The 12,805-nt window shown below is 68.4% G+C and carries 10 protein-coding genes; 3 read left to right on the top strand and 7 right to left on the bottom strand.

What is annotated here, in order from left to right:
- Position 1: 1 nt before the first annotated feature.
- From mltG to ACLJRL_RS05205, 6 genes are all read right to left on the bottom strand, one after another.
- Positions 2 to 1,474, bottom strand: coding sequence for an endolytic transglycosylase MltG (mltG, locus tag ACLJRL_RS05230; RefSeq protein ID WP_410654834.1), 1,473 nt, complete (start codon positions 1,472 to 1,474; stop codon positions 2 to 4).
- Positions 1,475 to 1,803: 329 nt separating this feature from the next.
- Positions 1,804 to 2,307 carry a Holliday junction resolvase RuvX gene (ruvX, locus tag ACLJRL_RS05225; RefSeq protein ID WP_410654833.1) on the bottom strand — a complete coding sequence of 168 codons (504 nt, stop codon included), beginning with the start codon at positions 2,305 to 2,307 and terminating at the stop codon, positions 1,804 to 1,806.
- Positions 2,300 to 4,963 carry an alanine--tRNA ligase gene (gene alaS, locus ACLJRL_RS05220; protein WP_410654832.1) on the bottom strand — a complete coding sequence of 888 codons (2,664 nt, stop codon included), beginning with the start codon at positions 4,961 to 4,963 and terminating at the stop codon, positions 2,300 to 2,302. Before alaS ends, ruvX begins: the two co-directional genes overlap by 8 nt.
- Before the next feature lie 99 nt (positions 4,964 to 5,062).
- Positions 5,063 to 5,374, bottom strand: a complete 312-nt coding sequence (locus ACLJRL_RS05215; protein ID WP_410654831.1) for a hypothetical protein — start codon at positions 5,372 to 5,374, stop codon at positions 5,063 to 5,065.
- A complete protein-coding gene (locus tag ACLJRL_RS05210) occupies positions 5,371 to 5,766 on the bottom strand; it encodes a DUF948 domain-containing protein (RefSeq protein ID WP_410654830.1) in 396 nt (131 codons plus the stop codon). Before ACLJRL_RS05210 ends, ACLJRL_RS05215 begins: the two co-directional genes overlap by 4 nt.
- Before the next feature lie 130 nt (positions 5,767 to 5,896).
- On the bottom strand, positions 5,897 to 6,403 hold the full coding sequence (locus tag ACLJRL_RS05205; protein ID WP_410654829.1) for a hypothetical protein: 507 nt from the start codon (positions 6,401 to 6,403) through the stop codon (positions 5,897 to 5,899).
- A 94-nt stretch (positions 6,404 to 6,497) separates the two neighbouring features.
- Between ACLJRL_RS05205 and ACLJRL_RS05200 the strand changes: the two genes are divergently transcribed.
- Complete coding sequence (locus ACLJRL_RS05200) at positions 6,498 to 8,573, top strand: phosphocholine-specific phospholipase C (protein ID WP_410654828.1); 2,076 nt, start codon at positions 6,498 to 6,500, stop codon at positions 8,571 to 8,573.
- 68 nt (positions 8,574 to 8,641) lie between these two features.
- On the opposite strand, the gene ACLJRL_RS05195 is transcribed toward ACLJRL_RS05200, so the two are convergent.
- Positions 8,642 to 9,232 carry a hypothetical protein gene (locus tag ACLJRL_RS05195; protein ID WP_410654827.1) on the bottom strand — a complete coding sequence of 197 codons (591 nt, stop codon included), beginning with the start codon at positions 9,230 to 9,232 and terminating at the stop codon, positions 8,642 to 8,644.
- A 161-nt stretch (positions 9,233 to 9,393) separates the two neighbouring features.
- Here ACLJRL_RS05195 and ACLJRL_RS05190 point away from each other — a divergent pair, with 161 nt between their 5' ends.
- Both ACLJRL_RS05190 and ACLJRL_RS05185 read left to right on the top strand, forming a co-directional pair.
- Positions 9,394 to 10,080: a VOC family protein gene (locus ACLJRL_RS05190; protein ID WP_410654826.1), complete on the top strand. Its 687-nt coding sequence runs from the start codon at positions 9,394 to 9,396 to the stop codon at positions 10,078 to 10,080.
- 263 nt (positions 10,081 to 10,343) lie between these two features.
- Entirely contained in the window at positions 10,344 to 12,731 is a 2,388-nt protein-coding gene (locus ACLJRL_RS05185; RefSeq protein ID WP_410654825.1) for a chitinase C-terminal domain-containing protein, read from the top strand.
- Positions 12,732 to 12,805 lie beyond the last annotated feature (74 nt).

The raw sequence follows: 12,805 nt of genomic DNA, 5'->3' as shown, positions 1-12,805 counted from the left end.
TTTAGTAGACACCGCGCCTCTGTGCGTCCAACTTGGCCTTGTTGTGCTCGTCGTTCGTCACCGTGAAGCAGGAGAGTCCGTTCTTCTCGCACTTGACGAAGAACAGCCACTCGCCCGCCATCGGCTTCAGCGCGGCCTGGATCGCCTCCGCGCTCGGCACCGCGATCGGCGTCGGGGTCAGGCCGACCGACTTGTAGGTGTTGTAGGCGCCCGCTTTGTCCCGTTCTTCGGGTTTGGTGAGCAGGGTCGGCCGGTCGAGGACGTAGTTGACCGTCGAGTCCATCTCGAGCCGCATCTTCTCGTCGAGCCGGTTGTAGATGACCCGCGAGATCTTCCCGAAGTCGGCCTTCACGGCCTCGCGTTCGATGATCGACGCGATGATGAGCGTCTCGTACGGCGTCTTGCCGTCGCCCTTGGACTGGTCGCTCAGCCCCGCGTTCAGGATGCGCTCCGCCGAGGTCTTCACGACGGCGGTAAGCAGTTCCTCCGCAGTCCAGCCGGGTTTGACGTTGAAGATGCCCGGGGCGATGAGGCCTTCGAGCCGCCGGTCCTTGTGCTCGGCCTTGGAGGCGGACTCGACCGCCCACGACGGCACGCCCAGCTTCGCCAGATCCGCGGTCTCAATCGTCTTCCGCAGTTCCTCGACCGGGATGCAGGTGCTCGTACCGTTCAGGTCCGCACAGGAGGCCTTGGACAGCAAGGTGTACACGCCGGGCGTGACCTTGCCGTCGGGCTGGGTGATGTCGTGGAACTGGGTGTACGGCCGGATTTCGACCTGGCCGACCTTCGACGCGGCCGCGGTCATCTTGTCGACCGCGCTGGCACCGGACATCTTCGTCTTCATGACGTAGTAGCCCTGCTGCAGCCGCGAGACCGCGGTGTTGTCCTCGCCCGCCTTCACGAACGCCTTGCCGCTGGCGACCACCCCGGCCGCCTGCAGCCGGTTGCCGATGGCCGACGTCGAGTCGCCCTTCTCCACCTGGACGAGGACGTCGCTCTCGCCGACGCCTTCGTAGTCGTCGTAGCCGAAGATCGCGTTGAAGCCGTAGAAGGCCCCGCCGGCGAGCAGCACGAGCACGGCCAGCGCGGCGACCCAGCCCAGCGCGCGCTTCTTCTTGCGCTTCTTGGGCGGCGGCGCGTTGCGCTCCGGGCGGGCGTCCTCGATCCGTTCGGGCTCGGCACGATCGTCGTCGTCGAGGCCCTGCTCGTCCTCGTACTCGTCGTAGTCCTCGTACTCGCCGTACTCGTCATACGTGTCGTCGTAGGCGTCGTCGCCGAAGATCTCGTCGTACTCCTCCTCGCTGCCCTGAGGAGGCGACTGAGGCGGAAGCGGGGCCGCGCCGGGGCGCCGGGCCAGCGGCGCCTCCTGGATCGCGGGAAGGATGTCCGTCGGCCGCTCGTCGGGGAACGGGCCGTCGTCCTCACGGCGCCTGCGGCGGCCGGGACGCGGCTCGTCCTGGGCGTAGGCGGGCATGCCAGAACCACGGTCACCCGACTGGGGGGACCGCCGGGGCGGCGGCTGCTGCGGAGGAGGCGGGGGTGCCGCCGTTTCCGGAGCGCGTCTCGGCGGTGCCGGACGCTGCCGCCGAGCGGGCGGCGGAGGCGGATCGGCGGCGGCCCGGCGGATCGGCGGTGGCGGCGGAACGTCGTCGGGTTCCTGCCGGACGTGCCGTCGGCGGGCCACCGGCTCGGCCGGCGGCGGAGGTTCGGGCCGGCGACGGGCGGGGGGCTGGACTGGCTCGTCAGGCTCCCGCAACCTTCGTCTGCCGCCCTGCCGGCGTTCGGGCCGGCCGTGGGGCTCGGTCATGTATCGCCCTTCCGTGCGCGATGTGCCGTTACCGCGTCGATCCAGGCCTGCAGGATCTCGACCGCGGCCGCCTGATCGACGACGGCACGTTGCTTACGTCCCTTCACCCCACGCTGCGACAGCATCCTGGATGCCGTCACCGTGGTCAACCGCTCGTCGGCCAGCCGCACCGGTACCGGAGCGATCTTGACCGCGACCTTTTCGGCATAGTCGAGCGCCGCCTGCGCGGCGGGGCCGTGACGGTCCTTGAGGGTCCTCGGCAAGCCGACGACCACCTCGACCACGTCGTGTTCGGTGACAAGTCCGACGAGCTGGTCGACGTCCTTGTCACCGCTCGCGTCTCGAGTGAGGGTAACGAGCGGGCTGGCGAGGATGGGGTCGGGATCGCTGAGCGCGACCCCGACCCGGACGGATCCGACATCCACACCAAGCCGCCTGCCACGCCCCGGATCGGACTCTCCGGCCCGATCCGGGCGCCGCTGGGGGGCGTCGTCAGCCAACTTGGGCGACCGCCGCGCGCAGTGAGGCGATGGCCTGCTCGGCACCGGCCGGGTTGGTGCCGCCACCCTGGGCCATGTCCGGCTTGCCGCCGCCACGGCCGCCGATCGCCTCGGCGAACGACGGGACGAGCTTGCCCGCCGCGATGCCCTTTTCCTGCGCCGCCTTGGTCGTCGCGACGACGAAGGCGACCTTCTCGCCCTGCGGTGCGAACAGCGCGACCACGCCGGGGCGCGCGCCGAGCCGGCCGCGGATGTCCGAGGCCAGCGCGCGCAGGCCGTTCGAGTCGACGCCGTCACCGAGCTTCGCCGCCACGACCGCGACCCCGCCGATGTCCTCGGCCTTGTCCGCGAGCGCGCCCGCCGAGCCGAGCACCTGCTGGGTGCGCAGCTGCTCGATCTCCTTCTCGGCGTTCTTGAGCCGGGTGAGCACGTCGTCGATCCGCGACGGCAGCTGGTCCGAAGGCACCTTGAAGGTGCTCGCGAGCTGCGAGACGAGCAGCTGCTCCTTGCGGACGTACTTGAGCGCGTCCGTGCCGACGAGCGCCTCGACGCGGTGCACGCCGGAGCCGATGGACGAGTCGCCCACGAGCTTTACCAGGCCGAGCTGGCCGATACGGTCGACGTGGGTGCCGCCGCACAGTTCGCGGGAGTACTCGCCCATGTCGACGACGCGGACGTCGTTGCCGTACTTCTCGCCGAACAGCGCGACAGCGCCCAGTTCGAGGGCCTTGTCCTTCGTGGTGACGAAGGTGTTCACCTCGACGTTGGTCTGGAGGTAGTCGTTGACCTCCTCCTCGACCTCGGTCAGCACGTCGGACGAGACCGAGCCGGAGGTGGTGAAGTCGAACCGCATCCGGCCCGGCGAGTTGAGCGAACCGGCCTGCGCCGCGCGCTTGCCGTACGCGCCGCGCACGGCCGCGTGGACCAGGTGCGTCGCGGAGTGGGACCGCTCGATCGACAGACGGCGGTGCTGGTCGACCGAACCGGTCAGCGCGCTGCCGATACCGACCTCGCCGTCGAGCACCTCGACGCGGTGCACGAACAGGCCAGGCACGATCTTCTGCACGTCGTGGACCTTGAGCTCGACGCCGTCGCCGAGCAGCACGCCGGTGTCGGCGACCTGGCCACCGCTCTCGGCGTAGAACGGGGTGCGGTCGAGCACCAGCTCGGCCTTCTTGCCCGCGCCGACGCTGCGGACGGGGACGCCGTCTTCCAGCAGCGCGACGACCTTCGCTTCGGCCTGCAGGTCGGAGTAGCCGAGGAACTCGGTCTCGCCGTGCTGTTCGAGCACCTTGCGGTACTCGGACAGGTCGCCGTGCCCGGTCTTGCGCGACGCCGCGTCGGCCTTCGCCCGCTGCCGCTGCTCGTTCATGAGCGTGCGGAAACCCTCTTCGTCGACGGTCAGGCCCTGCTCGGACGCCATCTCGAGGGTCAGGTCGATCGGGAAGCCGTAGGTGTCGTGCAGCTGGAACGCCTTGTCGCCGGCCAGCAGCGAGCCGCCGTCACGCTTGGTCTCTACGGCGGCGAGGTCGAAGATGCGCGAGCCACTGGTCAGCGTCGCGAGGAAGGCCTCTTCCTCGGCGCGCACGACGTCGGAGATCCGGTCGAAACCGGCGACCAGCTCGGGGTAGGTCGGGCCCATCGTGTCGCGGACGACCGCGGCGAAGGCGGGCAGCACCGCTTCGTGCACGCCGAGCAGTCGCGCGGAGCGGACGATCCGGCGGAGCAGGCGGCGCAGCACGTAGCCGCGGCCGTCGTTGCCCGGGGTGACGCCGTCACCGATGAGCAGGACGCCGGTGCGGGCGTGGTCGGCGATGACGCGGAAGCGGACGTCGTCGGTGTGGTCGCTGCCGTAGCGGCGGCCGGAGAACTCCTCGGCGCGGCCGATCACCGGGCGGACGAGGTCGGTCTCGTAGACGTTCTCGACGCCCTGCAGGATCGTCGCGACCCGCTCGACGCCCATGCCGGTGTCGATGTTCTTCTTCGGCAGCTCGCCGATCGGCTTGTGGCCGTGCTTCGGGCTCTTGTCACCCCGCACGTCCTGCATGAAGACGAGGTTCCAGATCTCGATGTAGCGGTCCTCGTCGACGACCGGGCCGCCCTCGCGGCCGTACTCCGGGCCGCGGTCGTAGTAGATCTCCGAGCACGGGCCACCGGGACCGGGCACGCCCATGTCCCAGTAGTTGTCCTTGCCGTCCCGGGCCTGGATGCGCTCGCCGGGCAGGCCGGTGAGCTTCTTCCACAGGCCGCCCGCCTCGGCGTCGTCCTCGTAGACGGTCGCCCAGATCCGCGCCGGGTCCAGGCCGTAGCCGCCTTCGCTCTGGGGCTTGGTGATCAGCTCCCAGGCCGCCTCGATGGCGCCTTCCTTGAAGTAATCGCCGAAGGAGAAGTTGCCCGCCATCTGGAAGAACGTGTTGTGCCGGGTGGTCTTGCCGACCTCGTCGATGTCCGGGGTGCGGACGCATTTCTGGACGCTGGTCGCGCGCGGGTACGGCGGCGGGACCTCGCCGAGGAAGTACGGCTTGAACTGGACCATGCCGGCGTTGACGAACAGCAGGTTCGGGTCGTCGAGGATCAAGGGCGCGCTGGGAACGCGGGTATGGCCCTTGTTCTCGAAGTGGCTCAAAAAGCGCTGGGTGATTTCGTGTGTTTCCACGGGTTCGTCCTTGTATACGAGCTCGCGCGAAGGCGCTGGGATGCGGACAGGAGTGAACGGCGGGGGGCTTGAGCTCTTCTGATCGCGGACGCGATCAGATCAGCCCTCCGCCCGGCGAGCTCGCCGGGCCGGGCGCCGCGGCGGGGCCGCGTGCCTGCCCGCAGGGCCGTCAGAGGCCGTGCTCAAGCCGGTGCGTTCGGACACCATGTCGTGCAGCTCCTGTTCCCGTTCGCTCATCCCGGCGCGGACCTCCGCACCGAACGAGCCGACGGCGCCCGCCAGCTCACGCATGGCGTCGCCCAGATTCGAGGCTATCCCCGCGGGCGTGGCCTGGCGAGCGGTTTCGGTCGCTTTGCGTGACAGGGCGACGCCGGCGACCACGCCGACGCCGAGCCAGAACAGGCGCTTCACTTACGGCCCCGCTTCTTCGGGCGTGCCGCTTTCGCTTCCGCCTTCTTGCGGCGGGCCTTGATGGCCCTGCTGAGGCCGTACGAGAGCGCGGCGGTCTTCACCAGCGGTCCGCCGAGCGTCGCGGTGAACACCGACGACAGCGCGGAGACGTTGCCGGTGACGGCCTGCGCGTTGGCGGTGATGCCGTCGACCCGCTCGAGCTGCGTGTTGACGTGCGTGATCGTCTCGTTCGCGCCGATCAGCAACGGGTCGGTGTTCTCGTGCGCCTTGCGGATGGCGATCGTGGCCTCGTCCAGCGTCCGGCCGGCCTTGAACAGCACGATCCCCAGCAACCCGACCAGCACGACAAACGCTCCTGCGGCGATCAGCGCGGCGATCTGCCCAGCCGACACGGGCCCTCCTCAAGGGTCTGCGGTCTTTGGTGCCCGTGAGGTTACCGCCCCTCCAGCCGTTCGGCGGTGTCACCCCGCCGGACCGTCACTCAGTGCAGTGACCTCACGACGAACCGGCGAGAACCGGACGTCAGCGCCCGCTCTTGGGCGGCGTGGTCCTCGCCTGCCCGGGCGGGTCATCAGGCGCGCGGCTGTTGCGGCTGTTGCGGCGGTCGCTGTCCGGCCGCGAAGAGGCGGAGGGGGCCCGTGTGTCCGGCGGGCCGGGCGCGGTCGTGGTCCGGACCGGAGCAGGCCTGGCGCTCGCGCGCGTGGCTTCGCGGACCGGCTCGGGCGCTCCCCGCGACTCCGGCGACGAAGCCGTTCGAGGCCCGCTCGGCGTTGTCGTAGGCGGCGTTGCCGTGGACGGCTGGGATGTCGCCTGCGGCCCGGGTACCGGCCTGGGGCCCAGCGCGGCGGGCAGGTCCGGCACGCCGGAGAGCGCGACGAGAAGGAGAACTCCGTAACCGGCGGTGGCGCCGACACCGATCGCGGTCCGGCGGACGAAGACGCGGCGACGGCCACCGGGGTCGGCGACCACCGGTCTCGCGAGGTCTCCCCCACCGCCGTTTTCGTCGTGATGCTCGGGAATCACGGCCATCCAGGGATCGTACGGGCGGACCACTCCGGCTACCGACTCCGAGTCGACCGGTTCGGTTCTTGTGACGTTCACGTTACTGGGTCAAGGTTCCGGCATGCCTGAACTGTCACGCCGTACGTTGCTGGGCGCCACCGGCGCCGCGGCCGCCACCACCCTGCTCCCGCCGTCCGTGCACGCCGCCATGGCCGAACCCATGCGGCGCGGCGGACTCGACGCCATCGAGCACGTGATCGTGCTGATGCAGGAGAACCGGTCGTTCGACCACTACTACGGCAGCCTGCGCGGCGTCCGGGGCTTCTCCGACGCCCACCCGCTCGAACTACCGTCGGGGAAATCGGTGTTCGAGCAGCCGAATCCCGCCGGCGGGACGGTGCTGCCCTTTTCGGTGCGCAAGGCGGCCGAACTCGCCGGGCGGAAAGCGGACGACATCCAGTACCTCGGCGACCTCGACCACAGCTGGAACGGCAGCGGCAAGGCGTGGGCGCGTGGCTGGAACAACGGCTGGATCGCGGCGAAGACGCCCGCCACCATGACCTACTACGAGCGCCGTGACATCGCGCTGCAGTACGAACTCGCGGACACGTTCACCATCTGCGACGCCTACCACTGCTCGATCTTCGGCTCGACCAACCCGAACCGGAACTTCCTCTGGACCGGGACCACGGGTTTCGAACCGGGCAGCACGACCAACCGCGCGGTGACGAACGCGGCGTACTCCTACGACCACAAGGGCTACGACTGGACGACGTACCCGGAGCGCCTCGAGGCCGCCGGGGTGCCGTGGCAGATCTACCAGGAGTGGGACAACTTCACCGACAACGCCGTCGAGTACTTCCTGCCGTTCAAGAAGGTCGGCACGAAGATCCTCGCTTCGGTCGAGGGGAAGTTCCGTACCACCGAGGAGTTCTACGACGGGCTGCTCAAGAAGACACCCGAGGAGCGCGTGAAGCTGCTGGCGCAGTTCGACGCCGGTGTCGCGAAGCTGACCCCCGCCGAGCGGAACCTGTTCAAGAAGGCCATGTACCGCAGCGAGCCGGAGACGCTGGTCACCCGGCTGAAGGCGGACATCCAGGCGCGCCGGCTGCCCGCGGTCAGCTGGCTGGTGCCTTCCGCGAAGGACTCCGAGCACCCCGGCGCGTCCACTCCGGTCGGCAGCGCGAACCTGATCTACCGCGTCCTCGACGCCCTCGCGTCCGACCGGGAGACCTGGTCGAAAACGGTGCTGCTGATCAACTTCGACGAGAACGACGGCTATTTCGACCACGTCCCGCCGCCGATGCCGCCCGGCAACGCGGCCAACGACGCGGACCACTTCAACGGTCAGCCGCTCGGCTTCGGCCCGCGTGTGCCGATGACGGTCGTCTCGCCGTGGTCCCTCGGCGGCAACGTCGATTCGACGGTGTACGACCACACTTCGGTGCTGCGGTTCCTCGAACGCTGGACCGGGATCGGCGAGCCGAACATCAGCAAATGGCGGCGGACCGTGGCGGGAGACCTCACCGGTGCCTTCGACTTCTCGCGCACCGGGCGCCGGCCGCGCGTGACCCGGCCCGGCGCGGTCCCCACGCCGATCAGCCGCTGGCGCCCGTCCGCGCCGACCGAGCAGGCGCTCCCCGTCGCCGAGCCCGGCAACCGGCCGTCCCGTCCGCTGCCGTACCAGGTGTCGGTGTCCGGCGCGGTGAAATCCGGCTCGCTCGCGCTGTCGCTGGCCAACAGCGGATCGTCTTCGGCGCATTTCGCGCTCTATCCGTACAAGGGCGAATTCGCCGAGCCCGCGCACCGCGACGTCCGCGGCGAGGCTTCGGAAGTCGTGCCCCTGACCGGAGACGAGTACCGCGTGGTCGTCCAGGGACCGAACCGGTCGTGGTGGGAACTGCGCGGGAACCGTCGCGGGGCCGCCGCGGGTGTCGATGTCCGGACGCGATTCCTGACGTGGCGTTCGGGTGTCGAGTTCAAGCTGTCCAACTCGGGTTCCTCGGCGGTGACGTTGCGGCTGTCGACGTCGCGGTTCACTCGGGTCGTACGGGTCGGGGCCGGGCGTTCGGCCACTGTGGACTGGCCGGTTTCGGGCGGCTGGTACGACGTCCGCGTGACGGCCGATGGTGACCCGTCGTTCCTGCGGACGTTGACCGCGCGAGTGGAGAACGGACGGACCGGCGTCTCCTGCTGATCGTTCCGTGAAGGCCTCCTTGAGGGACTCAGAGTCCCTCAAGGAGGCCTTCACGGACTTGTGCTTGTTCACTGCCGGCGCCTCCGCCAGTACGCGAAACAGACTGCCGCCAGCAGCGGTCCCCACAGCAGGAGCGGGGCGTACGTGAGTTCGAAGAAGGCCAGTTGCCAGCCGTGCAGTGACTCCGTGGGGAAGTCGTCCGGCAGGGGATCGCCTTGGAGGGTGAGCCCGGCCAGTGAGGTGGCGTAGGCGGTCGTCCACAGAACAGTCAGGATCGTGGCGCCGAGAGCGGCGGGCACGACGGCGGCGAGGGGCGGTACTTTGCGGCCGCCCAGCAGCGGAATCCAGCGCGGGAGAACCTCCCCCCACTCGGCGATCAGCCCGATGGCGGTGAAGGCGATCAGCTCGGAGACAACGGACAACGCGATGACGTACACCGGCCCCGGCAACCACGACGGGAGCTGGCCCGCACCGTGCACGCCGTCGTCGCCGATGTGGAAGACGACGGTCATGATCCGCCACAGGCCGGAGGGGAGCACGGCGAAAGGGATGGCGTAGGCGGCGATCCGGGCCCACCGGGGAACTCCGGGCACCGGTGCGTGTGCTCTGGTCCACGCGGCGCGCAGTCGCCCGGTCGCGGTGGCTTGGTGGACGGTCATACGTGCTCCTCGGAAGATCGGGTTCCGCTGACTTGATCGGTTTCAACGATCACAGCCGCCCCGGCCCGCTGCGTCCCCCGCCGGATTGAAGCGGGTCCACTCCACGGGGGAGAGCACCTTATTCGGTTGCGTGCGGGTCGCCGTCGTATCTAGCGTCGCTTATGACCGTCACCTTGCACACGCTCTGTTTCGCCGCGCACGACCCTCGAGGTCTGACGCGCTTCTGGGCGGGCCTCCTCGGCTGGGAAAGCGAGGGCGACACCCTGATCCCGGACGACGACACCGGTTTCCGGCTTCGTTTCCTGCCGACGGAAGAACCGAAGACCCGCCAGAACCAGATGCATTTCGACCTGACGAGCGAATCCCTCGAGGATCAGCGGCAGACGGTCGCGAAGGCGCTCGAACTCGGCGGCAGGCATCTCGACATCGGCCAGCTCCCCGAGGAAGAGCACGTGGTACTCGCCGACCCCGAAGGCAACGAGTTCTGCGTCATCGAGCCGGGCAACGGTTTCCTCGCCGAATGCGGCTTCGTCGGCGCGGTGGCGAGCGACGGTTCGCAAGAAGTCGGCTACTTCTGGAGCAAGGCGCTCGACTGGCCGCTGGTCTGGGATCACGACCAGGAGACCGCGATCCGGTCGCCGCACGGCGGCCCGAAGATCACCTGGGGCGGCCCGCCGTTCACTCCGAAGACCGGGCGGAACCGGCTGCGTTTCGACCTCAGCGCCTCCCCCACGGAAATCGAGCGGCTCGTCTCGCTCGGAGCGACCAGCCACGGCATCGGCGAAGACGGCCACCTGGCGATGAGCGATCCGGACGGCAACGAGTTTTCTGTCGTGGGTCCTCGATAATCTCCCCAGTTCCCCGAACTGCGCGAAATCCAGCGAACCATCCCATACGCGCGTCGAGGGAAATGGCGTAATAGCACTCACCAGATGTGGTCGAGAGTATGGCCATCCGCGAACCTTGCTTTCGAAGACCAGACCTGACGCGACGCAGGTACGTCCGGCTCTACGGCACAGGATGGAAATTGGTCTACACCTATTGACGCGCGCCTGGTCAGCGGCTCAAGCTGCTGGGACCGAGGGTCATCTTCCACTGTCGGAGGTTCGGCGTGCCAAGGAGAACCAGGAAATTTCTTCCACTGCTGGCGTCGCTCATCACGCTGGCCGGACTCATGATCGTCGTCATCACCCCGTCCACGTCGAACGCGGCAGGCCATGAGGACTGCCGTCCCGACGGGCTCTACCGGACACCCGGCGTCGACACCCCCTACTGCACCGTCTACGACACGAACGGCCGGGAATCACTGGGGGAAAACCATTCCCGCCGCGTGATCGGCTACTTCACCAGCTGGCGCACCGGGAAGAACGGTTCGCCGTCGTACCTGGTCAACAATATCCCGTGGTCGAAGGTGACCCACCTCAACTACGCGTTCGCCCATGTCGACGCGCAGAACAAGGTTTCGGTCGGCGCCCCGAGCGCGACCAACGAGTCCATCGGGATGGAATGGCCGGGCGTGCCCGGCGCCGAGATGGACCCGTCCTTGCCCTACAAGGGACATTTCAATCTGCTGACCAAGTACAAGAAGCAGAACCCGAACGTGAAGTCGCTGATCTCGATCGGCGGCTGGGCCGAGACCGGCGGCTTCCTCAACCCGGACGGGACCCGCAACGCCTCGGGCGGCTTCTACAAGATGACGCAGAGCCAGGCGACGATCGACGTCTTCGCGGATTCCGTCGTGCAGTTCCTGCGCACCTACGGATTCAACGGCGCCGACATCGACTACGAGTACGCGACGTCGGCCAGCTACGCCGGAAACCCCGACGACTACTGGATCGCGCAGGCCAATCGCGGAACCCTCTGGACAGGCTACGAAAACCTGATGCGCACGCTGCGCGAGAAGATCGACCGCGCCGGTGCCGCCGACGGCAAGCACTACCTGCTGACCGCGGCCGTTCCCGCGTCCGGCTGGCTGCTGCGCGGCCAGGAGGTCTACGGCGTCACGCGTTATCTCGACTACGCCAACATGATGAGCTACGACCTGCACGGCGCGTGGAATCAGTTCGCCGGCCCGAACGCGGCGCTCTACGACGCCGGGAACGACGCCGAACTGGCGCATTGGCAGGTGTACACGACGCCGCAGTACGACGGGCAGGGATATCTCAATACCGACTGGGCCTATCACTATTTCCGCGGCGCGATGCAGGCCGGCCGGATCAACATCGGCGTCGGGTTCTACACGCGCGGCTGGCAAGGCGTGACCGGCGGGACGAACGGGCTCTGGGGCAAGGCTCCCCTACCGGATCAGACGAAATGTCCACCAGGCACCGGATCCCAGGTCGGTTCGACGGTGCCGTGCGGTAACGGCGCGATCGGCATCGACAACCTCTGGCACGACCTCGGCCTGGCCGGCGGCGAGGTACCGGCCGGCGCGAATCCCATGTGGCACGCCAAGAACCTGGAGAACGAGATCACCCCGGACTATCTGGAGGCGTACGGGCTCACGCCCAAGACCGACCCGACCGACCGCGTCTCCGGCACCTACAACCGGCACTACGACAACACGATGGTGACGCCGTGGTTGTGGAACAACGACAAGAAGGTGTTCCTGTCCACTGAGGACGAAGCCTCGCTCGCCACGAAAGCCAAGTACGTGGCGGACAAGGGCATCGGTGGCATCATGATCTGGGAACTGGCGGGCGACTACGCCTTCGACGACGCCAAGGGCCAGTACTTCATGGGCGACACGCTGATCACGAAGATCAACGACGGCCTGCGCGGTGCCGCCCCGTACGGCAACACGAAGTCGTCGCGCCCCGCGCCGTCGTCGGTGCTGAACGCGAACGTCAACCTGACCGGCTTCGCGCTGGGCGACGCGAACTACCCGATCACCCCGCGGATGCGCATCACCAACAATTCGACCACCACCATCCCCGGTGGGACGAAGATCGAGTTCGACTACGGCACGAGCGCGCCCGGCAGCATGTCCGACCAGTCCGGCTTCGGCCTGACGGTCACGAGCAAGGGCCATAGCGGGCCCAACGTCGGTGGTATGAAGGGCGACTTCCAGCGCGTCGCGGTCACCGTGCCGACCTGGCAGACCATCGCCCCAGGTGCCACGGTCGAGATCCGGCTGAACTACTACATGCCGATCGCGTCGCCGTCGAACTTCACGTTCACCTTCGGCGGGACGACCTACGCGATCGCGTCGGATCACCCGCGCGGCGGCGGCGCTCCGCCGACGACCACCACCACACCCACCACCGGAACGACGACCACGACCACCACACCCACGACGACGACCAGTCCGACAACCACCCGGACGACCACGCCCACGACGACCACGACGGCGCCCTCCGACGCCTGGAAGCCGAACACCGACTACGCCACCGGCGCGCGGGTGACCCACAACGGCACGGCCTACGTGTGCCGCCAGGGCCACCGGTCCCTGCCCGGCTGGGAGCCGCCGAACGTCCCGGCTCTCTGGACACCCGCCTGACAAAGACCCCGACAGCGCGCTAGGAACGGGCCTTTCCTTGCAAAATTTGCAAGGAAAGGCCCGTTCATGGCATC

It is taken from the genome of Amycolatopsis sp. lyj-112 (assembly GCF_046549055.1).
Classification (GTDB): domain Bacteria; phylum Actinomycetota; class Actinomycetes; order Mycobacteriales; family Pseudonocardiaceae; genus Amycolatopsis.
The sequence above is the reverse complement of the archived record's forward strand: the minus strand, read 5'-3'. Positions and strand labels throughout refer to the sequence as shown.